This window comes from Pseudomonas sp. MWU12-2345 (assembly GCF_023242385.1).
Lineage (GTDB): Bacteria > Pseudomonadota > Gammaproteobacteria > Pseudomonadales > Pseudomonadaceae > Aquipseudomonas > Aquipseudomonas gingeri_D.
Map to the genome: position 1 here is coordinate 1 of NZ_JALLJA010000049.1, position 770 is coordinate 770.

General features: G+C 59.2%; 1 protein-coding gene. It reads right to left on the reverse strand.

The genetic code is table 11. The annotated features are described in order from the left end of the window. The coding region (locus tag M5C71_RS33575) for a ribonucleotide-diphosphate reductase subunit beta (RefSeq protein ID WP_248769701.1) at positions 1-770 on the reverse strand (770 nt) is incomplete at both ends.

Below are 770 nucleotides of genomic sequence, written 5' to 3' on the forward strand. Positions count from 1 at the left end.
CCGATCTGGCTCAGGCGACGGTTGGCGATGAACTTGAGGTAGTCCTCCATCATCGCCGCGTTCATGCCCAACACGCCGCGTGGCATGGTGTCACGCGCGTATTCGATTTCCAGCTGGGTGCCCTGCAGGATCATCTGGGTGGCTTCTTCCTTCATCTCGGCATCCCACAGGTGCGGGTTCTCGATCTTGATCTGGTTGATCACGTCGATGCCGAAGTTCAGGTGCATGGACTCATCCCGCAGGATGTACTGGAACTGCTCGGCCACGCCGGTCATCTTGTTGCGACGACCCATGGACAGGATCTGGGTGAAGCCGCAGTAGAAGAAGATGCCTTCCAGCACGCAGTAGTAGGCGATCAGGTTGCGCAGCAGTTCCTTGTCGGTCTCGACGGTGCCGGTCTTGAATTCCGGGTCGGAGATCGAACGGGTGTACTTCAGGCCCCAGGTGGCCTTTTTCGCCACCGATGGAATCTCGTGGTACATGTTGAAGATCTCGCCTTCATCCATGGCCAACGATTCGATGCAGTACTGGTAGGCGTGGGTGTGGATCGCCTCTTCGAAGGCCTGGCGCAGGATGTACTGGCGGCACTCGGGGTTGGTGATCAGGCGGTACACGGCCAGCACCAGGTTGTTCGCCACCAGGGAGTCGGCGGTGGAGAAGAAACCGAGGTTGCGCATGACGATGCGGCGTTCGTCGTCGGTCAGGCCTTCCGGGTCTTTCCAGAGGGCGATGTCGGCGGTCATGTTGACTTCTTGCGGCATCCAGTGGTT